The organism is Pseudogulbenkiania sp. FW507-F1, from assembly GCF_058781125.1.
Genome location: NZ_JBYSWM010000001.1, coordinates 79,749 through 105,603, shown reverse-complemented (window position 1 = coordinate 105,603; position 25,855 = coordinate 79,749). Strand labels below are relative to the sequence as shown.

Annotated in this window: 23 protein-coding genes; 17 read left to right on the top strand and 6 right to left on the bottom strand. The window is 62.9% G+C overall.

The genetic code is table 11. From position 1 onward, the window contains the following. Positions 1-38 precede the first annotated feature (38 nt). Positions 39-938, bottom strand: a complete 900-nt coding sequence (locus AC3WG5_RS00535) for an ATP-grasp domain-containing protein (protein WP_492567407.1) — start codon at positions 936-938, stop codon at positions 39-41. A gap of 24 nt (positions 939-962) precedes the next feature. After that, positions 963-2,321, bottom strand: a complete 1,359-nt coding sequence (gene ffh / locus AC3WG5_RS00530; RefSeq protein ID WP_014088356.1) for a signal recognition particle protein — start codon at positions 2,319-2,321, stop codon at positions 963-965. Positions 2,322-2,429: 108 nt separating this feature from the next. On the opposite strand from ffh, the gene AC3WG5_RS00525 reads away from it, so the two are divergent. Together AC3WG5_RS00525 and AC3WG5_RS00520 are read left to right on the top strand one after the other, a co-directional pair. Next, positions 2,430-3,251 (top strand): cytochrome C assembly family protein, encoded by an 822-nt coding sequence (locus AC3WG5_RS00525; protein WP_008952471.1) that lies wholly within the window; start codon positions 2,430-2,432, stop codon positions 3,249-3,251. A 58-nt stretch (positions 3,252-3,309) separates the two neighbouring features. Then, positions 3,310-3,669 (top strand): ComEA family DNA-binding protein, encoded by a 360-nt coding sequence (locus AC3WG5_RS00520; protein WP_492567406.1) that lies wholly within the window; start codon positions 3,310-3,312, stop codon positions 3,667-3,669. Between the two features lie 41 nt (positions 3,670-3,710). On the opposite strand, the gene AC3WG5_RS00515 is transcribed toward AC3WG5_RS00520, so the two are convergent. Next, entirely contained in the window at positions 3,711-5,120 is a 1,410-nt protein-coding gene (locus tag AC3WG5_RS00515) for a cryptochrome/photolyase family protein (protein WP_492567405.1), read from the bottom strand. Between the two features lie 377 nt (positions 5,121-5,497). Here AC3WG5_RS00515 and AC3WG5_RS00510 point away from each other — a divergent pair, with 377 nt between their 5' ends. From AC3WG5_RS00510 to yacG, 7 genes are all read left to right on the top strand, one after another. After that, positions 5,498-6,586, top strand: a complete 1,089-nt coding sequence (locus AC3WG5_RS00510; RefSeq protein ID WP_492567404.1) for a porin — start codon at positions 5,498-5,500, stop codon at positions 6,584-6,586. Positions 6,587-6,836: 250 nt separating this feature from the next. Beyond that, complete coding sequence (pilB, locus tag AC3WG5_RS00505) at positions 6,837-8,546, top strand: type IV-A pilus assembly ATPase PilB (protein WP_492567403.1); 1,710 nt, start codon at positions 6,837-6,839, stop codon at positions 8,544-8,546. Between the two features lie 23 nt (positions 8,547-8,569). Continuing rightward, positions 8,570-9,796 carry a type II secretion system F family protein gene (locus tag AC3WG5_RS00500; RefSeq protein WP_482584098.1) on the top strand — a complete coding sequence of 409 codons (1,227 nt, stop codon included), beginning with the start codon at positions 8,570-8,572 and terminating at the stop codon, positions 9,794-9,796. Continuing rightward, positions 9,796-10,662, top strand: coding sequence for a prepilin peptidase (locus tag AC3WG5_RS00495; protein ID WP_492567402.1), 867 nt, complete (start codon positions 9,796-9,798; stop codon positions 10,660-10,662). The genes AC3WG5_RS00500 and AC3WG5_RS00495 overlap by 1 nt, the downstream gene beginning before the upstream one ends. Continuing rightward, positions 10,649-11,269: a dephospho-CoA kinase gene (gene coaE, locus AC3WG5_RS00490; protein WP_492567401.1), complete on the top strand. Its 621-nt coding sequence runs from the start codon at positions 10,649-10,651 to the stop codon at positions 11,267-11,269. The genes AC3WG5_RS00495 and coaE overlap by 14 nt, the downstream gene beginning before the upstream one ends. Positions 11,270-11,355: 86 nt before the next feature. Then, the gene (gene zapD, locus AC3WG5_RS00485; protein WP_040652180.1) at positions 11,356-12,114 is read left to right on the top strand and encodes a cell division protein ZapD; all 759 of its coding nucleotides are present in this window, start codon (positions 11,356-11,358) and stop codon (positions 12,112-12,114) included. 8 nt (positions 12,115-12,122) lie between these two features. Further along, complete coding sequence (gene yacG, locus AC3WG5_RS00480) at positions 12,123-12,317, top strand: DNA gyrase inhibitor YacG (protein WP_294866128.1); 195 nt, start codon at positions 12,123-12,125, stop codon at positions 12,315-12,317. A gap of 66 nt (positions 12,318-12,383) precedes the next feature. Here yacG and AC3WG5_RS00475 read toward each other — a convergent pair whose 3' ends face one another. Then, on the bottom strand, positions 12,384-13,616 hold the full coding sequence (locus AC3WG5_RS00475) for an N-acetylmuramoyl-L-alanine amidase (protein ID WP_492567400.1): 1,233 nt from the start codon (positions 13,614-13,616) through the stop codon (positions 12,384-12,386). Further along, a complete protein-coding gene (gene tsaE, locus AC3WG5_RS00470) occupies positions 13,577-14,068 on the bottom strand; it encodes a tRNA (adenosine(37)-N6)-threonylcarbamoyltransferase complex ATPase subunit type 1 TsaE (protein WP_492567399.1) in 492 nt (163 codons plus the stop codon). Before tsaE ends, AC3WG5_RS00475 begins: the two co-directional genes overlap by 40 nt. On the opposite strand from tsaE, the gene queG reads away from it, so the two are divergent. Together queG and murI are read left to right on the top strand one after the other, a co-directional pair. Further along, on the top strand, positions 14,067-15,152 hold the full coding sequence (gene queG / locus AC3WG5_RS00465; protein WP_492567398.1) for a tRNA epoxyqueuosine(34) reductase QueG: 1,086 nt from the start codon (positions 14,067-14,069) through the stop codon (positions 15,150-15,152). The genes tsaE and queG overlap by 2 nt on opposite strands. Before the next feature lie 174 nt (positions 15,153-15,326). Continuing rightward, on the top strand, positions 15,327-16,139 hold the full coding sequence (murI, locus tag AC3WG5_RS00460; protein WP_008952484.1) for a glutamate racemase: 813 nt from the start codon (positions 15,327-15,329) through the stop codon (positions 16,137-16,139). A 78-nt stretch (positions 16,140-16,217) separates the two neighbouring features. Here murI and AC3WG5_RS00455 read toward each other — a convergent pair whose 3' ends face one another. Beyond that, positions 16,218-16,643, bottom strand: coding sequence for a MaoC family dehydratase (locus AC3WG5_RS00455; RefSeq protein WP_008952485.1), 426 nt, complete (start codon positions 16,641-16,643; stop codon positions 16,218-16,220). 246 nt (positions 16,644-16,889) lie between these two features. On the opposite strand from AC3WG5_RS00455, the gene AC3WG5_RS00450 reads away from it, so the two are divergent. The 6 genes from AC3WG5_RS00450 (at position 16,890) to carB (ending at position 25,726) form a co-directional block, all read left to right on the top strand. Continuing rightward, positions 16,890-17,639 (top strand): electron transfer flavoprotein subunit beta/FixA family protein, encoded by a 750-nt coding sequence (locus tag AC3WG5_RS00450; RefSeq protein ID WP_008952486.1) that lies wholly within the window; start codon positions 16,890-16,892, stop codon positions 17,637-17,639. 2 nt (positions 17,640-17,641) lie between these two features. Then, entirely contained in the window at positions 17,642-18,577 is a 936-nt protein-coding gene (locus AC3WG5_RS00445) for an electron transfer flavoprotein subunit alpha/FixB family protein (protein ID WP_492567397.1), read from the top strand. 89 nt (positions 18,578-18,666) lie between these two features. Next, positions 18,667-20,448, top strand: coding sequence for an acyl-CoA dehydrogenase (locus tag AC3WG5_RS00440; protein WP_492567396.1), 1,782 nt, complete (start codon positions 18,667-18,669; stop codon positions 20,446-20,448). Positions 20,449-20,650: 202 nt separating this feature from the next. Continuing rightward, positions 20,651-21,778, top strand: coding sequence for a glutamine-hydrolyzing carbamoyl-phosphate synthase small subunit (carA, locus tag AC3WG5_RS00435; protein ID WP_014088339.1), 1,128 nt, complete (start codon positions 20,651-20,653; stop codon positions 21,776-21,778). A gap of 60 nt (positions 21,779-21,838) precedes the next feature. Beyond that, a complete protein-coding gene (gene leuE / locus AC3WG5_RS00430) occupies positions 21,839-22,486 on the top strand; it encodes a leucine efflux protein LeuE (RefSeq protein ID WP_492567395.1) in 648 nt (215 codons plus the stop codon). Positions 22,487-22,513: 27 nt separating this feature from the next. Next, entirely contained in the window at positions 22,514-25,726 is a 3,213-nt protein-coding gene (gene carB, locus AC3WG5_RS00425; protein ID WP_492567394.1) for a carbamoyl-phosphate synthase large subunit, read from the top strand. The last annotated feature ends 129 nt before the right edge of the window (positions 25,727-25,855 follow it).

The following is a 25,855-nucleotide window of genomic DNA, read 5'->3' as shown; positions in this document are numbered from 1 at the left end:
CGGCGGTTTCAGTACAAAAGTAAAAGGTTGGCCGAAGGTCAGGCGCGCAGGCGGCGTGCCACGCCTTCAGCCAGCCGGTCGGCGGCTTCCGGGTGAAAACGGAAGAACAGCTCCGGCTCGATCATTTCCAGTTCCATCACGGCCAGTTGGCCGTCGTTATCACGGATGAGGTCGACGCGGGCATAGAGCACGTCGAACGGCACCGCGGCGACGGCCGCTTCGGCGAAGGTAATTTCCTCCTGGCTCGGCGTGTAGTCGTGCACCTGGCCGCCATGGTCGTCCTGTACCCGGAAGTCGCCGCTCTTGGGCGTCTTGCGGATGGCGTGGGTAAAGCGGCCATCGATGATCATCAGCGAGGTTTCCCCCTGTTCCAGCACGTTGCGCTGGAACGGCTGCAGCATCATCGCTTCCTGCTCGATCAGCTCCCCGTAGCTGCATTCCAGCGCCGGGGTGTTGGTATGGCGGAAACGATAAGTATGCCGGGCTGCCCCCGAGATCACCGGTTTAAGGATCAGCTCGTCCCAGCCGCTGCTCTCGACAACGCTGAGCAGGGAACGTCTATCGCCCTTTTCAATGTAGAGCGTCGGGACGATGTTGATGTCTTTTTCTGCCAGTGTGCCGAGGTAGTGCTTGTCGATGTTCCAGCGGATCAGGCCGGCCTCGTTGAACAGCCGGGTCTGGGCGCTGGCACGTGAAAGCCAGGCGCTGAATTCGGCGTAGCGATCGAAGTAGTCCCAGGTGGTGCGCAGCAGGGCGGAACGCGTCTGCGTCCAGTCCATGGCGGAGTCGGCCCAGTCGTGGCGGGCGACGGCGAGGCCCTGCCGTTCCAGAGCATGCAGCAGCAGATTGTCTTCGGTGTGTACCTGACGGGTGTACCAGTCGGCCTCGTTGGGGGCGAGGTAGCGGCTTTCGGTCAGAACGACAACGTCGTAATGCATGGTGGGTTCCATGTTCTGCGGCGTTTACATGCCACCGGGCAGCATGCCCTTCATGCCGCGCATCATTTTCATCAGGCCGCCCTTGGAGGAGAACTGCTTCATCATCTTCTGGGTCTGCTCGAACTGGTTCAGCAGGCGGTTGACTTCCTGCACCGTGACACCGGAGCCTGCGGCGATACGACGCTTGCGGCTCGCCTTGAGCAACTCCGGCTTGCGGCGCTCTTCCGGGGTCATCGAGTTGATGATGCCCTCGATGCGGCGCATCGATTTTTCGGCTTCGGCGCCCTGCACGCCCTTGGCCATCTGGCCGAGCTGGCCGGGCATTTTTTCCAGCAGGTTGGCCATGCCGCCCATGTTCTTCATCTGCTGCATCTGCGCCTTGAAGTCCTCGAGGTCGAAACCCTTGCCCGACTTGAGCTTCTTGGCCATCTTGGCGGCTTCGTCCTGATCGATGCCTTTCTGGACTTCCTCGATCAGGCTCAGCACGTCGCCCATGCCGAGAATACGGCTGGCCATACGCTCGGGGTGGAAGGGCTCGAGGCCGGTGAGCTTTTCGCCGACGCCGATGAACTTGATCGGTTTGCCGGTGACGTGGCGTACCGAGAGGGCGGCACCGCCGCGGGCGTCGCCGTCCATCTTGGTCAGGATCACGCCGGTCAGCGGCAGCGCCTCGTTGAAGGCCTGCGCGGTGTTGACCGCATCCTGGCCCTGCATGGCGTCGACCACGAACAGGGTTTCGATCGGATTGAGCGAGGCGTGCAGGGCCTTGATCTCCTGCATCATGGCATCGTCGATCGCGAGGCGACCGGCGGTATCCACCATCAGCACGTCGAAGAAGTGGCGCTTGGCGTGGTCGACCGCGGCACGGGCGATCTCTACCGGCTTCTGCGTGCCGTCGGAGGGGAACCACTCCACGCCGATCTGCCCGGCCAAGGTCTTGAGCTGCTCGATCGCCGCCGGACGGTACACGTCGGCGGAGACCACCAGGACTTTCTTCTTCTGCGTTTCCTTTAGCAGTTTGGCGAGCTTGCCGACGGTGGTGGTTTTACCGGCGCCTTGCAGGCCGGCCATCAGGACGATGGCGGGCGGGACGGCGGCCAGGTTCAGCGCGTCGTTCTTTTCGCCCATGAGCTTGGTCAGCTCTTCGTTGACCACGCCGACCAGCGCCTGCCCGGGGGTCAGACTGCCCATGACCTCCTGGCCGAGTGCCCGCTCCTTGACATGGTTGATGAAGGTTTTCACCACCGGCAGGGCAACGTCGGCCTCCAGCAAGGCCATACGCACTTCGCGCATCGCATCCTGGATGTTGGCGTCGGTCAGGCGTGCCTGGCCGCGCAGGTTCTTGATGACGCCGGACAGGCGGTTGGTAAGGTTATCAAGCATGGGGCGTCCTTCTGCCTGCCAACGATGGGCAGCTTGGTGTAGACTTTCAAATTGTCTATTTTACACGACCCACCGGGCTTGCGCCCGGTTCACGAGTGCAATTACCTCATGACCAGTTTTCTGCTCGTCATCACCCTGCTTCTGATTCTGGCCTACGGTGCGTTTTCCTGGCATTTCATCGGGCACTGGCGCGGTGTCGGGATACTGCCGCGCCATCCGCGTCGCGAGCACCTGCTGCTGGGGGTGCTGTTGTTGCTGCACGCCATGGCGGTGATGGGGCCGCTACGCGAGGGAGCGTTGTTGTCGCTCGGGGTCGGACGGGCGTTGTCGGTGCTGGTGTGGCTGATGCTGCTGATCTACTGGACCTGCGGTTTTTTCTACCGTGTGGAAGGGCTGCAGCTGTTCATGATGCCGCTGGCGGTGGCCACGCTGGCTTTCAGCCTGCTGTTTCCGGGGGAGCATCTGCTGGGCGATCTGAGCAATCCGGCCTTGCTGTTGCATATTTTGGTGTCGATGCTGGCCTACAGCCTGCTCGCTATCGGCGCCCTGGTGGCGTTGTTGATGTTGGCGTTGGACAAGGCGCTGCATGACAAACGCTGGATCACGTTGGTGCGTCAGCTGCCCCCGTTGCTGTCGCTGGAAACCATGATGTTCCAGGTGCTGGGTGTGGGGTTTTTGCTACTGACGGCGAGCCTGTTCAGCGGCGTGGTGTTCTCCGAGGAGGTGTTTGGCAAGCCGGCGGCCTGGTCGCACAAGATCGTGTTTTCGATCATGGCGTGGGGCCTGTTTGGCGCATTGCTGGTGGGGCGCAAGTTGTATGGCTGGCGCGGCAAGTTGGCAGTGCGCTGGACGCTGATTGGCTTTGTGGCGCTGATGTTCGCCTACGTCGGCAGTAAGGTGGTGCTCGAACTGGTTTTGCATCGCGGTTAATTATTTGTCATATTGATGGGGCGGGCTTCGCATTTGTTCACTCTAGTAAGGAGTCGATATGAAAAAATTGCTGCTGATCCTCGCCAGTGTGCTGGCGTTCTGTTCCTCCGCCATGGCGGCCATCAACCTTAATACTGCAACGCAGCAGGAACTCGAATCGCTCAACGGTATCGGCCCGGCCAAGGCCAAGGCGATCATGGATTATCGGACCAAACAAGGGCCGTTCAAGACTGTCGACGAACTGAAGAACGTGCCAGGCATCGGCGACAAGACGCTGGAAAAACTGCGCAAGGACATCGCTGTGTCGGGCAAGAGTGCCGCGCCGACGGCGAAACCGGCGGCTCCGGCCAAAGCCGGCAGCAGCCCCGTCGTGCCGACCAAGCCGGTCGCCAAGCCGGCCGCACCGGCCAAGCCGTAATCGTTCGCTGACTTCACGCATAGACGCCCCGTTTGGGGCGTTTATGCTTTTTGGCGGTGCCCGAACAGCGCCAGGGCCTGTGCCCGCTGCTCGGCATGATCGACGATGGGCCGAGGATAATCGCGTCCCAATAGAAATCCGCCGGGCAGCGTCTTGGCCTGCCACGGGGCGTGGATAGCCTTGTTATCGAGTGCGGCCAGTTCCGGCACATACCGGCGGATGAACTTGCCTTCAGGGTCGAATTTCTGCGACTGCGTTACCGGATTGAAAATGCGGAACCAGGGCTGGGCATCGCAACCGGTCGATGCGGCCCACTGCCAACCGCCATTGTTGGCGGCCAGATCGTAGTCGATCAGCTTTTTGGCGAAATAGCGCTCCCCCCAACGCCAGTCCACCAGCAGATCCTTGACCAGGAAGCTCGCCGTCACCATGCGCAGCCGGTTGTGCATGTAGCCGCTGTACGCGAGCTGCCGCATGGCGGCATCGACCAGCGGGTAGCCGGTGCGTCCGGCGCACCAGGCGGCGAACAGGGTTTCGTCGTTGGGGAAACCGAGCTGCCTGTACTCCGGTTTGAAGCTTTCCTCCACGACGTGCGGGTAGTGCCACAGCAATTGCTGATAGAACTCACGCCAGATCAGCTCGTTCAACCAGGTCGTCGCCCCTGCGCTGCCTTGCTGCCAGGCAAACTGTGCCAATTGACGAATCGAGATGGTGCCAAAGCGCAGGTGAACCGACAGGTACGACACTCCCTTGGCAGCGGGGAAGTCGCGCCATTGTTGGTAGTGTTCGATACGTTGGCCGAAATCGGCGAACACGGCTGCGGCGCCCGCCATGCCGGCGCGAATGCCCAGTCGACCGAGCCCGGTATCGGTAAAGCCCAGCTCGGCCAGGCTGGGGAGCGGGGTTTCGGCCAACCTTGCCAACCTGTCGAGGTAACGCGTGCTTGGGTAGGCCTGCAGAAAAAAGGGGGTGAGCTTTTTCAGCCAGGCATTGCGGTAGGGGGTGAATACGGTATAGGGCTTACCGGTTACGGTCAGCACTTCGTTCTGCTCGAAGATCACCTGGTCCTTGACCGTTTTCAGCCGCGTGCCGTGTCGAGATAGCTGCTCGGCCACTGCCGCATCACGCCAGCAGGCGGCCGGCTCATAGTCGCGGCTGGCCCAGACCGTGCCGGCTCCGTGTTCCTGCGCCAACGCCGGGATGCAATCCACTGGCCGGCCGGATACGACGACCAGGTCACTGCCGAGGGCACGCAAATGCTCTTTCAGCTCCACCAGAGAGTGCCAGATGAAATCGACGCGGCGGTCCTGCGCGGGGAGGTGCTTCAGGATATCCCGGTCGAACACGAACACGCAGACGACGCGTTCGCTATGGCGCAAGGCGGCATGCAGTGCCGCGTGATCGTCAAGTCGCAGGTCGCGGCGGAACCAGCAGAGGGCAGTCGTGGTCATGGTCGGGTTCGAGTCAGGGAGTGGCCTTATTTTGCGGTGTTTTAGGCCGTGAGGCATGGAGTGACAACCCGCTCGGGAATGCATGGAGTGACTTTTTTGCAACAGTTTTTGTCATATCGGGTTGTTGTGTCTCAAATTGGCAACATCTCTTGTTTGTTTATATTTCCATATAAAACAATGATTTATCGGATCGTGTTGCAACTTGGTTGAAGCCTGTCCAGCGTGCCGACCACGCGGTTTTGTATTTTCGCAACGCCAGATTTATAGTCTCGACAGAAATCGCCGGAAGTTATCGGTGGTGCAGAAATGTTCGGGCTGGCCTTGTTTAGCCTGGCTAGCAGCCGGACAAACCCAACTGACTTAAAAGGAAGAACGCGATGAACAAAAAGCTGATCGCTGTTGCTCTGGCCGCCCTGCCGGCAGCCGCCATGGCCGACGTGACCCTGTACGGTACCATCGAAGCCGGTATCGAAAACGGTAAGACCTACAGCTACGATTTCGCCAAAGATGGCGGCAAGCTGAAGTCCGGCACCCGCATCGACGACACCGGCTCCCTGATCGGCTTCAAGGGCTCGGAAGATCTGGGTAACGGCCTGAAAGCCATCTGGCAGGTTGAGCAAGGCCTGAACATCGACGGCACCACCGGTTCCGCTTCCGGCAACGGCTACGACAACACCTTCGCCACCCGCGATTCCTTCGTCGGCCTGCAGGGCGATTTCGGTAAGGTGCGCATCGGTAAGCTGAGCACCTACAACAACTCCGACATGGGCAATCCGGATAACTGGATCTATGGCAAGGGCGTGAACGGTCTGTACTACAGCTCGATCAACATCCTGGACGGCCGTGTCAAGAACGCCATCCGCTACGACAGCCCGGAATTCGCTGGTTTCCGCGCTTCCGCCCTGTACGGTGTGGATGAGTCCCGCGCTTACGTTAACGGCAACCGCACCAACAAGGCCACCTGGAACCTGGGCCTGGGTTACCAGAACGCCGGCTACTTCGCCGACTTCGGCTACGTTGGCCTCCAAGACCAGAACACCGCCGGCGACAAGAACGGCAACTACTGGCGCCTGGAAGGCGGCTACAACGCCAACAACCTGTTCCTGGCTGGCTACTATGGCCAAGGCAAGCTGTACTCCGGTGTTGCCGGCGCTACTAGCGTGATGGGCGTTGCTCTTAATGATGCTACTCTGACTGGCAACGAAGAGCTGAAATACCGCGAAGCCGGCGTGACCGTGGGCTACACCATCGGCGCCCTGACCCCGAAATTCAGCTACGGCCGCCTGTGGAACCTGAAGATCGACGGCGAAAAGCAGGACGAGAAGATCAACCAGTACATCGTTGGTGTTGACTACGCCCTGTCCAAGCGCACCACCACCTACGCTTCCCTGGGTTACGCTCACCACAGCGACGACGCTCTGGAAACCGAACGTACTGTGGCTGTCGGCGTGAAGCACAAGTTCTAATCAGAGACTTCGTCTGATTGGTAAAAAGGACTGCCTTGGCAGTCCTTTTTTTATTCACTACAGTGTGCCGGGCTGGGGTAGTGCTGACCGGTCTTGGCCAAGTACTTGCAGCATGGCCACCCTTGTGCAGTAGAGTGCATGCGGGTAACCAAGATTTACGCTAAAGTCCGGTGTGTGCCGCTGTCATGGCCTGCCGCTATTCGGCACTGATGGCTGGCTGGATGATCGCTCCGTTCTAACGAGGGACGTTATGGAAGTTTCCGCAGGCGTTTCCGGCCTCGGCCGTGCCCTGGTGCAACACAACAGCCTGCTGTTGCAGGATGCCGAGGCTATTCAGCGCCAGGCGCAGAGTTCGTCGATCAGCTTTGTCGAGCAGCTTATTCTCAGCAAGAAAATGAGCTCGCTGGAAGTGGCGACGTTCGCTTCACAGGTGTTCGGCTTTCCCTTGCTGGATCTTGCCGCCATCGAGCCGGAGCAACTGCCGCAGGGGCTGGTGGACGAGGACCTGATCAGCTCGCGCCGCCTGTTGCCCTTGTACAAGCGGGGCAGCCGGCTGTTCATCGGCACCTCCGACCCCACCCAGACCTCGGCCTTCCACGCCATTACGTTCAAGACTAGCCTGTCGGTCGAAGTCGTGGTGGTGGAGGACGACAAGCTCGGCAAGCTGATCGGCAGCTACCAGGCGGGTGGGGCCGAAGCGATCAAGGCTCTGGTGGACGAGGATTTTGGCGACCTCGAGTTTGCCGACCCGGATGCCGAGCCGGAAAAAACCGTTGCCCAGACTGAAGTCGACGATGCGCCCGTGGTCAAGTTCATCCACAAGGTGTTGCTGGATGCAATCAACGGCGGAGCATCGGACGTCCATTTCGAGCCTTATGAAAAGTATTACCGCATCCGCTACCGGGTGGATGGCGTGCTCAAGGAAGTCGCCCAGCCGCCCCTCTTGCTGAAGGAGAAGATCGCCTCGCGCATCAAGGTGATATCGCGGCTGGACATTTCCGAGAAGCGCGTGCCGCAGGACGGCCGCTTGAAGCTGGTGTTGTCCAAGACGCGTGCCATCGATTTCCGGGTCAGCACCCTGCCGACGCTGTTTGGCGAGAAGATCGTGATGCGTATTCTCGACCAATCGGCGGCCACGCTGAATATCGAGCAGCTGGGTTTTGAGCCGGAGCAGAAGGCGATGCTGCTCGAGGCCATCAGCCGTCCCTATGGCATGGTGCTGGTGACCGGCCCGACCGGCAGCGGGAAGACGGTGTCGCTCTATACCTGCCTGAACATCTTGAACAAGCCTGACACCAATATTTCCACGGCAGAAGATCCGGTCGAAATCAACCTGCCGGGGATCAACCAAGTGAACGTCAACGAGCGTGCCGGGCTGACCTTTTCGTCGGCGCTGAAGGCCTTTTTGCGCCAGGATCCGGACGTGATCATGGTGGGGGAAATCCGCGACTTTGAAACCGCCGACATCGCCATCAAGGCGGCGCAGACCGGCCATATGGTCTTTTCCACGCTGCATACCAATAATGCTCCCGCCACGCTGACACGTTTGCTGAACATGGGGGTAGCGCCGTTCAACGTCGCCAGTTCCGTGCTGCTGATCATGGCGCAGCGCCTGGCCAGACGCTTGTGCAACAATTGCAAGAAGCCGATGGATATTCCGAAAGAGGCGCTGCTACGGGCGGGCTACCGTGAGGTGGAGCTGGACGGCAGTTGGCAGCCTTACGGACCCGTCGGGTGCCGTGAATGCCGCGATTCGGGCTACCGCGGGCGGGTGGGGATTTATGAGGTCATGCCCATCACCGATGCCATGACTCGTCTTATCATGAAAAACGGCACAGCGGTGGACATCGCTGATCTGGCTCGGCAGGAGGGGATGGTCGATCTGCGTCGTGCCGGCTTGCTCAAGGTGAAGCAGGGCATCACCTCGCTGGCGGAAATCGAAGCCGCCACCAACGAATAACCAGCGCAGGGAAACAAGAGGCCATGGCTACTCTGGCAAAGAAACTGCCGACGACGGCAGCCCACATCTGGGAGTGGGAAGGCAAGGACCGTACCGGCAAGGTGGTGCGGGGCGAGATGCGTGCAGAGTCCGAAATCGTTGCCAAGACCCAGTTGCGGCGGCAGGGCATCACGGTCCAGAAACTGAAGAGGCGCAAGGCTGGTTTTGGCCGGAGTATCAGCGAACGCGACATTACCCTATTTACCCGGCAGCTGGCCACCATGATGAAGGCCGGTGTTCCACTGCTGCAGTCCTTCGATATCTCGGCCAAGGGGCATAGCAATCCTGCCGTGACCAAGATGCTGCTGGAAGTCCGGGCCGACGTGGAGACCGGCATGTCGCTGGCCGAAGCCTTCCGCAAGCGCCCTCTCTATTTTGACAAGCTGTTCTGCAACCTGATCGCAGCCGGTGAAACCGGTGGCGTGCTGGATTCGCTGCTGGACAAGCTGGCAACCTACCGCGAAAAGATCATGGCGATCAAGGGCAAGATCAAGTCGGCGATGATCTATCCTTCCGCCATCCTCGCCACTGCTTTCATCATCACCACCATCATCATGCTGTACGTGATTCCGGCGTTCAAGGACCTGTTTTCCAGTTTCGGGGCCGATCTGCCGGCGCCGACGCTGCTCGTGATCTGGCTATCGGACGCCTTTGTGAAGTTCTGGTGGTTGGTCTTCGGCATCATCTTCGGCGCCATTTTTGGCACCATGTTCTTCTTCAAACGCTCCCCCAAGTTCCAGGAACAGGTCGATCGCTTGCTGCTCAAGCTGCCGGTGCTGGGCGAGGTGGTGCAGAAGGCGACCATCGCGCGCTGGTCGCGCACCCTGGCTACCATGTTTACCGCCGGGGTGCCGCTGGTGGAGGCCCTGGATTCAGTCGGCGGGGCTTCCGGCAACCAGGTTTATGCCGAGGCCACCAAGCGCATCCAGGCAGAAGTGAGCACTGGTTCCAGCCTGAGTTTCGCCATGCAACGTACCAATCTGTTCCCCAATATGGTGATGCAGATGACGGCGATCGGAGAGGAGTCGGGCTCGCTTGACCACATGCTCGACAAGGTGGCCGACTTCTACGAGGAAGAGGTCGATAACGCGGTGGCGGCGATGTCCAGTCTGTTGGAACCGGTCATCATGATCGTCCTCGGGGTGCTGATCGGCGGCCTGGTGGTCGCCATGTACATGCCGATCTTCAAGATGGGGCAGGTGGTCGGCTGATGATGACGGAGATGGATGCAGTTCTTTCGGCCAACCTTCCGCTGATGATCGGGGTGGTGGCGCTGCTGGGCTTGCTGGTGGGGAGTTTCCTGAACGTGGTGATCCATCGCCTGCCCAAGATGCTGGAGCAGGAGTGGCAGCTGGAGTGCGCTCTGTTGAGCGGACAGCCCGCGCAGGAGATGCCGCGTTTCAACCTGCTGACGCCGGCATCGCATTGCCCTTCCTGCCAGGCGCCGGTGCGTGCCTGGCACAACATCCCAGTGCTCAGTTTCCTGCTGCTGCGCGGCCGTTGCCACAGTTGCAAGGCCACGATCGCGCGTCGTTACCCGCTGGTCGAGCTGATGTGTGGCGTGATGTTCGCGGCGTTGGCTTACCGCTTCGGCTGGACACTCGATTTGCTGGGATACGCCGCTCTGACGGCGACGCTGATTGCACTGGCGTTCATCGATGCCGACACCCAGCTGCTGCCCGATTCGTTGACCTTGCCCTTGCTGTGGGGAGGGTTGCTGTTCAGCCTGCTGGGCGGGCGGGTGCCGCTGGACGAGGCAGTGATCGGTGCCATGCTCGGTTACGTCTCGCTGTGGGTGATTTTCTGGTTGTTCAAGCTGGCGACGGGCAAGGAGGGCATGGGGTACGGCGACTTCAAGCTGCTGGCGGCACTGGGGGCCTGGCTGGGCTGGAAGATGCTGCCTTTGGTGATCCTGCTGTCGTCGCTGGTCGGGGCCGTGTTCGGTATTACCATGATCCTGATGGCGCGACTGGGACGGGGCCAGCATCTGCCGTTCGGCCCCTATCTGGCGCTGGCTGGCTGGATTGCCCTGCTCTGGGGCGAGCAGATCGTCGGGTGCTATCTTGGCGGGCGTTAAGGTCGTTGGACTCACTGGTGGCATCGGCTCGGGGAAAACGGCTGCGGCCCGTTGTTTTGCCGCGCAGGGTGTGGCGGTGGTCGATACCGACGAGCTGTCGCATGCGTTGACAGCCCCCGGTGGGCGGGCGATGCCGACGCTCGTGGCAAGGTTCGGCCCCGACTTTCAGCGCGCGGACGGGGCGCTCGATCGCCAGCGCATGCGTGAGCTGGTGTTCCGGCAGCCGTCGGCGCGGCGCGAACTGGAAGCCATCCTGCACCCGATGATTCTGGAAGACAGCCTGGCCGCGCTGGCAGGGGCTCAGGGGCCGTACGCGGTGCTGGTGGTGCCCTTGCTGTTCGAAAGCCAGGCCTATCGGGATGTGGTCGACCGCACCCTGCTGATCGATTGCGACGAGGAAGTGCAGGTGGCGCGGGTGATGCAACGTAGTGGTTTGAGCGAGCCGCAGGTGCGTGCCATCATGGCGACGCAGATGCCGCGCGAGGACAAGCGCAGGCTCGCGGACGATATTATTGACAATAGCGGCTCGCTGAGTGAACTTGCGCTTCAAGTCGAAGCCAAACATCGTTATTATCTGTCGAGCCTCGCCAGGGCTCGGAGCCAGTGATGAAGCCGCGTTCCTCTTCTGCGGTGCCCCATGACCGGCGCGATACAACTACTCCAATAAAAGCCATCTAGAAGGGCCGTGGTGCCGTGATCAGTTTTGAATTCCCCGTTACCGAGAAAACTCGGATGCTGCTGCGTTTGGAGCAGTTGTACACACGCCTGGCCTTCTTCATTTCCCAAGATCATCCGTTCGAACACCATTCCGCCATCCTGACGCTGTTCGAGCTGATGGAAACGGCCTCCCGAGCCGATCTCAAGGCCGAACTGCTGCAGGAGCTGGAACGGCAGAAGCAGATTCTCGAGGCCCTGCGCGACAATCCCAACGTCTCGGAAGACATGCTGGAAGGCGTCATCGAGGAAATCGAGGGCACGGCGGCGAATCTGCTGGACCTGACCGGCAAGTTCGGCCAGCACCTGCGCGAGAACGAGTGGCTGATGGCGATCAAGCAGCGTGCCGGCATCCCCGGTGGGACCTGCCAGTTCGACCTGCCGTCGTACTACCTGTGGCAGCTCAAGCCGCCGGAGGAGCGCCGCCTCGATCTGCAGCGCTGGGCGGGGCCGCTGATGCCGACCGCCGAAGCCTCGCGCATTCTGCTCAAGCTGCTGCGCAACAGCGGCAAGTCGCACCAGTATGTGGCGCGACGCGGCGTGTTCCAGCAGATGTCCGGCGGCAAGGTGGTGCAGCTGATCCGTATCGGCTTCGACGAGTCGCTCGGCGCCCTGCCGGAACTCTCGGCCAACAAGTACGCCCTGAATATCCGCTTCATCAATGCGGCCACCGGCGAGAGCCGGCCCAAGCCGACCGAGGCCGATGTCGAATTCACCCTGACCCATTGCAAGTTTTGAGCCGTGTTATGAGCGAGAAGGTACGAATCGTCGCCTGTCCAACCTGTGGTGCCGCCGTGCGCTGGGAGCCGCAAAGTCGTTATCGGCCCTTTTGCAGCGAGCGCTGCAAGTTGATCGACCTGGGGCAGTGGGCGGATGAGAGCTACCGCGTGCCGGCCGAAGAGGAGCATCCGGATAGCGAGGCGCCCGGGGAGTCACGCTGAATCCCGATGGCAACGAAAATGGCCCGCCAAATGCGGGCCATTTTTTGTTGCCGGCCTGGTGTTGCTTCAGGTCCTGGCCAGTGCGGCCCCCTGGGCGAAGTAGCCGCGTACCCCGCCGAAGATGCTTTCCGCCACTTTCTGCTGGAAGGAGGCATCCATCAGCCGGTGCTCTTCTTCCGGATTGCTGATAAAGGCGGTTTCGACCAGGATGGACGGGATGTCCGGTGCCTTCAGCACGGCGAAGCCGGCCTGTTCTACCTCATCCTTGTGTAGCCGGTTGAGTTCGCCCATCTTGCCCAGCACGCTCTTGCCGAGCTTGAGGCTGTCGTTGATGGTGGCGGTCTGGGTGAGGTCGAACAGGGTATGCGCCAGATAGCGATCCTTGCTGGTGATCTTCACCCCGCCGATCAGGTCGGCGTCGTTCTGGGTCTTGGCCAGGTAGCGAGCGGCGGTACTGGTGGCGCCTTGTTCCGAGAGCGCGAACACCGACGAGCCGCGTGCACTCGGGTTGAGGAAGGCATCGGCGTGGATCGAGATGAACAGGTCGGCATTCAGCTTGCGCGCCTTGGCCACGCGCACGCCAAGCGGAATGAACACGTCCTCGTCGCGCGTCATGTAGGCTTTCATGTTGCGCTCGGCGTCGATCATGCGCTTGAGGTGCTTGGCAATCTTCAGCACCACGTCCTTTTCCCGCGTACCGGAAGGGCCGATCGCGCCCGGGTCTTCGCCGCCGTGCCCGGGGTCGAGCATGATCAGGATCGGGCGGCTCTTGTCGGATTTATTCTTGGACTTCAGTGGCGGCTGCTCCAACTTGCCCTTGTTGTAGTCTTCGAGCAATGCCAGTAGCGGGTCGTCCTGCTGCGCCGTCGGGTAGAGGTCGATCACCAGCCGGTGCTGGTATTCCGCTACCGGGGCCAACGTAAACACTTGCGGTTTGATGTCGGACTTCAGGTCGAGCACGATACGTACCGTGTCCGGGGTGAACTGCCCGGCGCGCGCGGTCTGGATGAAGGGGTCGGCGGCGCTGATCTGGCTGCCGATGTCCTTGAGCACGGCGTTGAGCTGCACGCCCTCGATATCGATCACCAGGCGCTCGGGGTTGGCGATGTTGAAATACTTGTACTTGAGCGCCTCGCTGGCTTCCAGCGTGATGCGGGTGTAGGTGGACGACGGCCAGACGCGCAGGGCGACGAGTTGGCTCGAGGCGGCCAGGCCAACGCGGCTGACCGTCAGCAGGAAGGTCGCGGCCGCCGCCGTGATCAAGGTGCGGCGGGTGGGGTCGAAAGTCGGGTGAGGCATGACTGTCCAATGTCGGTTTGGGCGGTGATTCGGTAGCTCCGACCGCTGCCGGCGACGGCCAGTTCCACGACCAGGTCGGCGCGGGGCAGCAGGCCCTCGGCCTTGTCAGGCCACTCTACCAAGCATAGCGTGTCGGGGCCGAAATAGTCGCGAAAGCCGGCGTCTTCCCATTCCTCGGGGTCGGCGAAGCGGTATAGGTCGAAATGGTGTACCGTGAGAGAGGCGAGCGGATAGCTTTCTACCAGCGTGTAGGTGGGGCTCTTGACCCGGCCGTGGTGGCCGAGCGCGGCGAGCAGGCCGCGGCTGAGCGTGGTCTTGCCGGCCCCGAGGTCGCCCCACAGGTAGATGACGGTGCCGGCGGTGACGGCGCGTGCCAATGCACCGCCTAGCGCCAGCGTGGCGGCTTCATCCGGCAGGCTACCCTGGCGAACACTGGTATCATCCATCTCCATGACCGAGAAGTCCTTACAAAAACCGAATTATCCCGAATTGGCGCGCCAAATCAAAGCATGGGCGCGCGAATTGGGTTTTGCCGATGCGCGCATCACCCGTCCGCAGCTGCCGCCTGAGGCCGAGCAGAAGCTGTCGGCGTGGCTGGCTGAAGGCTGTCACGGCGAGATGGAGTACATGGCGCGCCATGGTGTGCTGCGGCTGCGACCTGCGGAGTTGGTGCCCGGCACCTTGTCGGTGGTGTCGCTGCGCATGCACTACTGGCCGGGTGCCTCGCGTGGGGCCGACGAGGTGCTGGCCGATGGCGAGCGCGCCTACCTGTCGCGTTACGCGCTGGGGCGGGATTATCACAAGGTGTTGCGCAATCGCTTGCAAAGGTTGGCCGAAAGAGTTCAGTCCGAGGTGGGCGAGTTCGGCCATCGTGTGTTCACTGACAGTGCGCCGGTGGCGGAGGTGGCGCTGGCGTCGCAGGCAGGACTCGGCTGGCGCGGCAAGCACACGCTGCTGCTCAACCGCCAGCATGGTTCGCTATTCTTTCTCGGCGAGCTGTTCACCGATCTGCCCCTGCCTCCCGACGCCGCGGAAGAGGGGCATTGTGGCCGCTGCACACGCTGCCTCGACGTCTGTCCGACGCGGGCCATCGTCGAGCCGTACAAGGTCGATGCGCGCCGTTGCATCTCCTACCTCACCATCGAATTGGCCGGGGCGATTCCGCCGGCGTTGCGGCCACTGATCGGCAACCGCGTGTACGGCTGCGACGATTGCCAGTTGGCGTGTCCGTGGAATCGTTTCGCCGTGCCGACCGAGGAGGCCGATTTTGCGGTGCGACACGGGCTCGACGACGTGACGCTGGCCGAGCTGTTCGGCTGGAGCGCGGCGGATTTCGCTTCGCGCATGGCGGGCAGCCCGATCTACCGCAGCGGCTACGAGCGCTGGTCGCGCAACCTGGCGGTCGGGCTCGGCAACGCCCCGAGCTCTCCGGCGGTGTTGGCGGCGCTCACGGCGCGCGCCGACGATCCGTCCGAGCTGGTGCGCGAGCATGTGCAGTGGGCGCTGGCGCAGCATGCGGGGCGGGCCGCTCGGTAAGCGGCTGTGCCTTTGCATCTTGAGTGCGGGCAGTGCGCGGAATCCTCATGGACTATGTGTCCATTCCGGTTCCTGTGCGCTGGCAGCACTCAACCTGCTTTGGCTCGCTCGCTTACCCTGGCGGCACCGTTGCGGCATGCTAAGATGCGCGCCTTCTCTGCTTGAGGAAACGTCATGACAGCCAAAGCTCGCCGTCCCATCGGGGTGTTCGATTCCGGTGTGGGAGGGCTGACCGTGGTGCGGGCGCTGATGGACCGCCTGCCGTTCGAGGACATCATCTATTTCGGCGACACCGCGCGGGTACCCTACGGCGTGAAGTCGGTGGCGACCATCCGTGCCTTTTCCCGGCAGATCGTCGAGTTCTTGCTGCAGCACGAGGTCAAGGCGCTGGTGGTGGCGTGCAACACCATTTCGGCGGTGGCGCTGGAGCAGGTGCGGGAGCTGGCGGGCGACATTCCGGTGATCGGCGTGATCGAGGCCGGCGCCCAGGCGGCGGTCAAGGTCAGCAAAAATCACGAGATCGGCGTGATTGCCACCTCGACCACCATCAACAGCAACGCCTATGCGCGCGAGATCCATCGCCTGATGCCGGATGCCCGGGTGTATTCGCAGGCCTGCCCGCTGTTCGTGCCGCTGGTCGAAGAGGGCTGGGTCGACCACCCGGTGACCCGCCTCACCGCCGAGGAGTATCTCAAGACGGTGCTGGAGGAGCATGTCGATACACTGGTGCTGGGCTGCACCCATTACCCGTTGATCAAGCCGCTGCTGACCGAGGTGACGGGCGGCCGCGTCGAACTGGTCGATTCGGCGCTGACCACGGCGGAAGCCACGGCCGAGGTGTTGGCGGGGCTCAACCTGCTCAACCCGCAGCGCGGCGCTCCCGAGTACCGCTATTACGTCACCGACATCCCGCTCAAGTTCCAGACCATCGGCGAGCGCTTTCTCGGGCGCAGCATCCGCGACCTGGAGATGGTGAAGCTGGGCTGAACCGCGAAGGTTGGCCGAAGCCAGGCAAAAGGGCCCATGAGATGGGCCCTTTGTTTCGGATGGAGAGGGTGCCGCCGTTTACAGCGCCGGTCGCGACGGCGCGATCACCAGCGATTCGCCTTCCAGCACGACCTTGCCGCCGACCAGGCATTGGGTCAGAAACTTGACGCGTTTCTTGGCCGGGTCGAGCTCCGTGGCGGTGGCGCGAGCGGTCACGGTGTCGCCGATCTTCACCGGAGCCTTGAAGCGGGTGGATTGCGACAGGTAGATGGTGCCTTCACCCGGCAGCCGGGTGCCGACCACGGTGGAAATCAGCCCGGCGGTGAGCATGCCATGAGCGATGCGCGTGCCGAACGGGGTCTGCTCGGCATATTCCTGATTGAGGTGCACCGGATTGTTGTCGCCCGAGACCGCGGCAAACATCAGGATGTCGGCCTCGGTGATGGTCTTGGCGTATTCGGCACTCTGGCCGATCTCGATATCCTCAAAATAGATCGTGGGCATGCGGTCGCTCCTGCGTTTGTCATGGAGATGTTGCAGTGCATCTTGTCATACTTTCCACGGCATGCAAATCGAGCGGAAACAAGGTAGTATTTCGAGTCCAGTTGCGTTTTTGAGACGGTCCACATATCTTTTCTCGACCAAACGCTCGTTTTATTTTGGCGGGCGTGCATAATCGACGCAACTGCATGTCACGCATGCTTGGGCATGCCGTCCAAATACCAGACAGACGACACTTGCTGGAGGAATATGAAAGTTCTAGTCGCTGTGAAACGCGTTGTCGATTACAACGTGAAGGTCCGGGTCAAGGCCGATGGCTCCGATGTGGATATCGCCAATGTCAAGATGTCGATGAACCCGTTCGACGAAATCGCCGTGGAAGAGGCGGTGCGCCTCAAGGAAGCCGGCAAGGTCAGCGAAGTGGTGGCGGTATCGCTGGGTGTCAAGCAGTGCGAAGAGACCCTGCGCACCGCGCTGGCGATGGGGGCCGACCGCGCCATCCACGTCGAGACCGACGCCGAGCTGCAGCCCCTGGCCGTGGCCAAGCTGCTCAAGGCCGTGGCCGAGAAGGAACAGCCGCAGCTGATGATCCTGGGCAAGCAGGCCATCGACGACGACGCCAACCAGACCGGCCAGATGGTCGCCGCCCTGCTGGGCTGGGGTCAGGGCACGTTCGCCTCCAAGGTCGACCTGGCGGCGGAAACCGTCGACGTCACCCGCGAGGTGGACGGCGGCCTGGAAACCGTCAAGCTGCGCCTGCCTGCGGTGGTGACCACCGACCTGCGCCTGAACGAGCCGCGCTACGTCAAGCTGCCGAACATCATGGCCGCCAAGAAAAAGCCGCTCGACAAGCTGACGGTGGAGGCGCTGGGCGTCGACGTGACCCCGCGTCTGAAGACCCTCAAGGTGGCCGAGCCCGCCAAGCGTTCCGCCGGCATCAAGGTGGCCAACGCCGCCGAACTGGTCGCCAAACTCAAGAATGAAGCAAAGGTGCTGTGATCATGGCCATTCTCGTTATCGCTGAACACGACAACCAGAGCCTGAAGGCAGGCACCCTAAATACCGTTACCGCCGCCGCCAAGATCGGTGGCGAGGTGCACCTGCTGGTGGCGGGCCACAACTGCGGCGCGGTCGCCGACGCGGCCAAGTCCGTGGCCGGTGTCGCCAAGGTGCTGGTGGCCGACGCTGCCCAATACGCCCACGGCCTGGCTGAGAACCTGGCCGCGCTGGTGGTCGATCTGGCCAAGAACTACAGCCACGTGCTGTCGCCGGCCGGCACCTCGGGCAAGAACTTCCTGCCGCGCGTCGCCGCGCTGCTCGACGTGGCGCAGATCTCCGACATCGTCGCCGTCGAGTCGGCCGACACCTTCGTGCGTCCGGTCTACGCCGGCAACGTGCTGGCCACGGTGCAGTCCGTCGATTCCATCAAGGTCATCACCGTGCGCACCACCGCCTTCGAGGCTGCGGCGCAGGGTGGTTCGGCCAACGTGGAAAGCGTGTCGGCCGGCGCCGAGGCGCAGCTGTCGAGCTTCATCAGCCAGGAGCTGACCAAGTCCGACCGTCCGGAACTGGGCGCCGCCAAGGTGATCGTCTCCGGCGGTCGTGCGCTGGGTTCGGAAGAACAGTTCAAGGCCATCATCGAGCCGCTGGCCGACAAGCTGGGTGCCGCCGTTGGCGCCTCGCGTGCCGCCGTGGACGCCGGCTACGCCCCGAACGACTACCAGGTCGGCCAGACCGGCAAGGTGGTGGCGCCGCAGCTGTACCTCGCCGTCGGCATTTCCGGCGCGATCCAGCACCTGGCCGGCATGAAGGACTCCAAGGTGATCGTGGCGATCAACAAGGACGAAGAAGCGCCGATCTTCCAGGTGGCGGACTACGGCATCGTCGGTGACCTGTTCACCGTGGTGCCGGAACTGATGGCCGAACTGTCCAAGTAAGGGCAGGATCGCGAGCAGTGCTCATCAAGGCCGGCGTCAGACCGGCCTTTTTTTACATCAAGAGAAAACACGAGAACCGAGGTGCTGACATGACCTACCAAGCTCCCCTGAAAGATATCCGTTTCGCCCTCAACGAGCTGGCGGAACTGCCGGCGGTCTGCTCCCTGCCGGGCTACGAAGACGCCAGCGTGGAACTGGTCGACGCCATCCTGGACGAAGGAGCCCGCTTCGCCGAAGAAGTGCTGGCGCCGATCAACAAGCAGGGTGACCAGGGGGCGCGGCTGGACGGCGACGCTGTCACCGCCGCGCCGGGCTTCAAGAATGCTTGGCAGCAATACGTCGATGCCGGCTGGGTCGGTCTGCGCGCGCCTTACGAATTCGGCGGGCAAGGCCTGCCGGCCCTGGTGGCGATCGCCGCCGAGGAAATGTGGTGTTCAGCCAACCTGGCCTTCTCGCTGGCGCCGCTGTTGACGCTGGGGGCGATCGAGGCACTCAACCACCACGCTTCGGACGAGCTCAAGGCGCTCTACCTGCCGAAGATGGCGAGCGGCGAGTGGACCGGCACCATGAACCTGACCGAACCGCAGGCCGGCTCCGACCTGGCGCAGGTGCGCACCCGCGCCGTGCCGCAAGACGACGGCAGCTACCGCATCAGCGGCCAGAAGATCTTCATCACCTGGGGTGAGCACGACCTGGCCGAAAACATCGTGCACCTGGTCTTGGCGCGCCTGCCCGATGCCCCCGCCGGGGTGAAGGGCATCTCGCTGTTCGTCGTGCCCAAGTTCCTGCCGGGCGCCGACGGTACGCCCGGTGTGCGCAACGACCTGCGCTGCGTGTCGCTGGAGCACAAGCTCGGTATCCATGGCTCGCCCACCTGCGTGATGAGTTTCGGCGATCAGGGCGGCGCCGCCGGTTACCTGGTGGGCGAAGCCAACAAGGGCCTGGGCTACATGTTCACCATGATGAACCACGCCCGCCTCGGCGTCGGCGTCGAGGGCATGGCGGTGTCCGAGCGCGCCTACCAGCAGGCCGTGGCATACGCCCGCGAACGCGTGCAGAGCCGTGCCGTCGGTTCTCCCGACGCGGCCGGGGTGGCGATCATCAAGCATCCGGACGTGCGTCGCATGCTGATGACGATGAAGGCGCAGATCGAGGCGCAGCGTGCCTTGGCCTTCGTCGCGGCCGCCGCGCTGGACCGCGCGGCGCGTCATCCACATCCGCAGGAAAAGGCGCGCAACCAGGCGCTGGTCAACTTCCTGATCCCCATCGTCAAGGGCTGGAATACCGAGCAGGCCAACGAAATCACCTCGCTGGCGCTGCAGGTGCACGGCGGCATGGGCTATATCGAGGAAACCGGCGTGGCGCAGTACTATCGCGACGCCCGCATCACCGCCATCTACGAGGGAACCACCGGCATCCAGGCGCTCGACCTGATCGGCCGCAAGACTGCGGCGGAAGAGGGGGCCACCGCGCGTGCGCTGCTGGCCGAGGTGCAGGCCACGGCCGACAAGCTGGCGACAGCCGGTTTTGCCAGCCTTTCGGCCAACCTGAAGAACGCGGCGGCCGACGCCGAGCGCTGCGTGGCGTTCATTCTGGAATCGTTCGCCGCCGCACCGCAGCGTGCTGCCGCCGGTTCGGTGCCGTTCCTCAAGCTGATGGGCATCCTGCTGGGCGGCTGGCAGCTCGGGCGCGCCGCCCTGATCGCCCGCGAGCGCATGGGCGAGGAAGATGCCGATGTCGATTTCCTGCGCGCCAAGCAGGTGACCGCGCGCTTTTTCGGCGAGCACCTGCTGCCCCAGGTGAGTGGCCTGGCGGCAACGATCCTGCACGGGGCCGACAGCGTGCTGGAACTCGACGATGGCCAGTTCTGAGCCCCGTCGGCAACGCCGGTAGCGGCAGGAAGACAAGCGCTTGCTCGGTGCTGCATTGCGGAGGGGCGATGTCGCCTTGCCAGAAATAGCTAAAAAAATTATACTGTTAAGGTTTAACAAAACGGGACAAGCGTTACGACGCGGTGTCCCGTTCTTCACATAAAAGCTTCGAAAACAGAGCAAACGGAACAGGAGCCAGTCAGTGTCATCCGTACCCGCGATTCTTGTCTTGGCTGACGGAACCCTCTTCAAGGGCAGTGCCATCGGTGCCGCCGGCCATACGGTCGGCGAAGTGGTATTCAATACCGCCATCACCGGCTACCAGGAAATCTTGACGGACCCTTCTTACACCAAGCAGATTGTCACCCTGACCTATCCGCATATCGGCAACGTCGGTGCCAACGCGGAAGACACCGAGTCGCGCGCCGTGTTCGCCGCTGGCCTGATCGTGCGCGATCTGCCCCTGCTGCACAGCAACTTCCGCGCCGAGGCGTCGCTGTCGGGCTATCTCAAGGCCAACAACGTGGTGGCGATCGCCGACATCGACACCCGCAAGCTGACCCGCATCCTGCGCGAAAAGGGCGCCCAGCCGGGCTGCATCATGGCGGGCGAGATCGACGAAGCGCGCGCACTGGAACTGGCGCGCGGCTTCGGCACCATGGCCGGGCAGGATCTGGCCAAGGTGGTCAGTTGCGATTCGATCTACCAGTGGGATACCCGCGAGTGGCGTCTGGGCGAAGGCTATGGCGCGCAGGCCGAACCGAAATACCACGTGGTGGCGTACGACTTCGGCGTCAAGCACAACATCCTGCGCATGCTGGCCGAACGCGGCTGCAAGCTGACCGTGGTGCCGGCGCAGACCCCGGCCAAGGACGTGCTGGCGCTCAAGCCGGACGGCGTGTTCCTGTCCAACGGCCCGGGGGATCCGGAACCGTGCGACTACGCCATCGACGCGATCAAGGAAATCCTCGACACCAAGCTGCCGGTGTTCGGCATCTGCCTGGGGCACCAACTGCTCGGCCTGGCGGTCGGCGGCAAGACCTCCAAGATGAAGTTCGGCCATCACGGCGCCAACCATCCGGTGCAGGATCTGGATACCGGCCGCGTCATGATCACCAGCCAGAACCACGGCTTCCAGGTCGACGAGAACAGCCTGCCCGCCAACGTGCGCGTTACCCATCGCTCGCTGTTCGACGGCACGGTGCAGGGCATCGCCCTGACCGACCGCCCGGCCTTCAGCTTCCAGGGCCACCCGGAAGCGAGCCCCGGTCCGAACGACGTGGCGTACCTGTTCGACAAGTTCATCAAGGCGATGGACGAACGCGGCTGAGAGGCCGCATGACGTGGGTGGTGCGTTACGACTGCGCCACCCCGTGACGGGAGTCAGAGCATGCTGGGAATTACCGATCCGTTGACCTACCTGATAGGCACCATCTTCATCATCCTGCTGCCGGGGCCGAACTCGCTCTACGTGCTGTCGGTCGGGGCGCAGCGCGGGGTGCGTCCGGGCTTCAAGGCCGCCGGCGGGGTACTGGTGGGCGATACGCTGCTGATGGTGGCCACCGCCGCCGGAGCCGCGTCGTTGCTGAAGAGCTATCCGGCGCTGTTCTGGGTGGTCAAGTATATCGGTGCCGCCTACCTGGCGTGGATGGGTATCAACATGCTGCGCGCCGCGCTGCGACGCTGGTCTGCTCCGGCGCCGGCAGCGCTGAGCGTGCCGGTGACCTTGGGTAATCGCGATCCGTTCCGGCGGGCGCTGACCCTGAGCCTGATGAACCCCAAGGCCATCCTGTTCTTCCTCTCGTTCTTCGTGCAATTCGTCGATCCGGCCTACCCTTACCCGGTGCTGACCTTCGTCGCCCTGGGGGGCATGCTGCAGGTGTGCAGCATTAGCTACCTGACGGCGCTGATCCTGGCCGGCAGCCGCCTGGCCGAAGCCTTCCGCGCCCGGCGCCGGCTGGCGAGCGCCGCCACCGGCGGTACCGGCGCGCTGTTCCTGGGCTTCGGCGCCAAGCTGGCCGCGGCGAGCCTGAACTGAATAAATGATCCAAATTGAGCCAAAACGATGCCAAAACGTACTGACTTAAAGAGCATTCTCATCATCGGCGCCGGTCCCATCGTGATCGGCCAGGCGTGTGAATTCGACTACTCCGGCGCCCAGGCCTGCAAGGCGCTGCGTGAAGAGGGTTACAAGGTCATCCTGGTGAACTCCAACCCGGCGACCATCATGACCGACCCGGACATGGCCGACGTCACCTATATCGAGCCGATCAACTGGCAGGTGGTGGAAAAAATCATCGCCAAGGAGCGTCCGGACGCGATCCTGCCGACCATGGGCGGCCAGACCGCGCTGAACTGCGCGCTCGACCTCGCGCGCAACGGCGTGCTGGAGAAGTACAAGGTCGAGCTGATCGGCGCCACCGAAGACGCCATCGACAAAGCGGAAGACCGCGGTCGTTTCAAGGAAGCCATGGCCAAGATCGGCCTGTCCTGCCCGCTGTCCTTCGTCTGCCACACCATGGAAGAGTCGCTGGCGGCCCAGGCCAAGGTGGGCTTCCCGACGCTGATCCGCCCGTCGTTCACCATGGGCGGCTCGGGTGGCGGCATCGCCTACAACAAGGAAGAGTTCCTGGCGATCTGCGAGCGCGGCTTCGAGGCCTCGCCGACCCACGAACTGCTGATCGAGCAATCGGTACTCGGCTGGAAAGAGTACGAGATGGAAGTCGTGCGCGACCGCAATGACAACTGCATCATCATCTGCTCGATCGAGAACTTCGACCCGATGGGCGTGCACACCGGCGACTCGATCACCGTCGCGCCGGCGCAGACGCTGACCGACAAGGAATACCAGATCATGCGTAACGCCTCGCTGGCGGTACTGCGTGAGATCGGTGTCGATACCGGCGGCTCCAACGTACAGTTCGCCACCAATCCCGACACCGGCGAGATGATCGTCATCGAGATGAACCCGCGCGTCTCGCGTTCGTCCGCGCTGGCGTCCAAGGCCACCGGCTTCCCGATCGCCAAGATCGCCGCCAAGCTGGCGGTCGGTTTCACCCTCGACGAACTGAAGAACGACATCACCGGTGGCGCCACCCCGGCCTCGTTCGAGCCGTCGATCGACTACGTCGTCACCAAGATCCCGCGCTTCGCCTTCGAGAAGTTCCCGCAGGCCGACGACCGCCTGACCACCCAGATGAAGTCGGTGGGAGAAGTGATGGCGATGGGCCGGACCCTGCAGGAGTCGATGCAGAAGGCGCTGCGCGGGCTGGAAACCGGCCTGGCCGGTTTCGACCCGGTGACCTCCGACCTGGAACAGATCCGTCACGAGATCGGCACGCCGGGCCCGGAGCGCATCCTCTACGTCGCCGACGCCTTCCGCGCCGGCCTGAGCCGTGACGACATCTTCGCCATCAGCAAGATCGATCCGTGGTTCCTGGCCCAGATCGAGGACATCGTCGGCGAGGAAAAGGCGCTGGCCGGTCGCAAGCTCGACGAGCTCGACTACGCCGAACTGCGTCGCCTCAAGCGCAAGGGCTTCTCCGACCGCCGTCTGGGCGCGCTGCTCGGCGTCGACCAGGGGGCGGTGCGCGCGCGCCGCTGGGCGCTCAACCTGCGCCCGGTGTACAAGCGCGTCGATACCTGCGCTGCCGAGTTCGCCACCAATACCGCCTACATGTACTCGAGCTACGAGGAAGAGTGCGAATCGCGGCCGACCGACCGCAAGAAGATCATGGTGCTGGGCGGCGGTCCGAACCGCATCGGCCAGGGCATCGAGTTCGACTACTGCTGCGTGCACGCCGCGCTGGCGCTGCGCGAGTCCGGTTTCGAGACCATCATGGTCAACTGCAACCCGGAAACCGTCTCGACCGACTACGACACCTCCGACCGCCTGTACTTCGAGCCGCTGACGCTGGAAGACGTGCTGGAGATCTGCCACGTCGAGAAACCGTTCGGCGTCATCGTGCAGTACGGCGGCCAGACCCCGCTGAAGCTGGCGCGTGCGCTCGAGGCCAACGGCGTGCCCATCATCGGGACCACGCCGGACATGATCGACTGCGCCGAAGACCGCGAGCGTTTCCAGAAGATGCTGCAGGAGCTCGGCTTGAAGCAGCCGCCGAACCGCACCGCGCGCACCCCGGCCGACGCCATGAGGTTGGCCGAAGAAATCGGCTACCCGCTGGTGGTGCGCCCGTCCTACGTGCTGGGCGGCCGTGCCATGGAAATCGTCCACGAGCCGGCCGACCTCGAGCGCTACATGCGCGAGGCGGTGAAGGTGTCGAACGACAGCCCGGTGCTGCTCGACCGCTTTCTCAACGATGCCATCGAAGTCGACGTCGACGCGGTATCCGACGGTGAGCTGGTGGTGATCGGCGGCATCATGCAGCACGTCGAGCAAGCCGGCGTGCACTCCGGCGACTCGGCCTGCTCGCTGCCGCCGTACAGCCTGTTCCCCGCGGTGCAGGACGAAATCCGCCGCCAGACCGTGGCCATGGCCAAGGCGCTGAACGTGGTCGGCCTGATGAACGTGCAGTTCGCCATCCAGGGCGACACCATCTACGTGCTGGAAGTGAACCCGCGTGCCTCGCGTACCGTGCCGTTCGTCTCCAAGGTCACCGGCGCACCGCTGGCCAAGATCGCCGCACGTTGCATGGCCGGCATCAGCCTCACCGAGCAGGGCTTCACCAAGGAAGTGGTGCCGCCGTACTACGCGGTCAAGGAAGCGGTGTTCCCGTTCATCAAGTTCCCTGGCGTGGATACCATCCTCGGTCCGGAAATGAAGTCCACCGGCGAGGTGATGGGGGTCGGCCGCAGCTTCGCCGAAGCCTTCATCAAGGCGGAACTCGCTGCGGGCGACCGCCTGCCGAAGACGGGCAAGGTGTTCCTGTCGGTGCGCAACAGCGACAAGGCCGGCTCCGTCGAAGTGGCGCGTGAGATGGTGCGTCTGGGCTTCGAGGTGGTGGCCACCCGTGGCACCGCGCGCGGCATCCAGGAAGCCGGCATCCCGGTGCAGCTGATCAACAAGGTCAACGAAGGCCGCCCGCACATCGTCGACATGATCAAGAACGGCGAGATCAGCCTGGTGTTCAACACCGTGGATGAAAAGCGTCAGGCCATCCAGGATAGCCACTCGATCCGCCGCTCCGCGCTGCAGATGCGCGTGCCGCAGTACACCACCCTGGCCGGTGCCAAGGCCGTGTGTGTCGGCATGGCGCATGCCGAGGAGTTCGACGTGTACAGCGTGCAGGACCTGCACGCCATGGTCCGAAACGGCTGACGACACGGACGGTGCGGGTTTCGGCCAACCTTTGAACCCCGCGCCGTTTGCCGTTACAATTCAGCCAGCAAGCTACTAGCAGCCAAGCCGCCGTCCCGTACGGCGGCTTGTGCTTTTTCATGATGGCGG